Annotated in this window: 1 pseudogene; it reads left to right on the top strand. The window is 64.3% G+C overall.

What is annotated here, in order from left to right:
- A pseudogene (locus tag ACM6G4_RS27470) lies at window positions 1–238 on the top strand (NAD(P)(+) transhydrogenase (Re/Si-specific) subunit alpha); the annotation flags it as partial.

Genomic DNA, 238 nt, shown 5'->3' with positions numbered 1-238 from the left:
TACCGTTGTGGTGGGCATGCTCAACCCGTTCAGCAACGAAACCATCGCCAAAATGGCCGAGTGCGGCATTACCGCCTTTGCCCTGGAAGCCGCGCCGCGTACCTCCCGCGCCCAGAGCCTGGACGTGCTGTCCTCGCAAGCCAACATCGCCGGTTACAAGGCTGTGTTGCTGGCCGCGCACCACTACCCTCGCTTCATGCCGATGCTGATGACCGCGGCGGGCACCGTGAAAGCGGCG

This window comes from Pseudomonas sp. IT-P258 (assembly GCF_949767825.1).
GTDB lineage: Bacteria > Pseudomonadota > Gammaproteobacteria > Pseudomonadales > Pseudomonadaceae > Aquipseudomonas > Aquipseudomonas monachiensis.
This window is presented reverse-complemented; position numbering and strand designations above follow the sequence as displayed.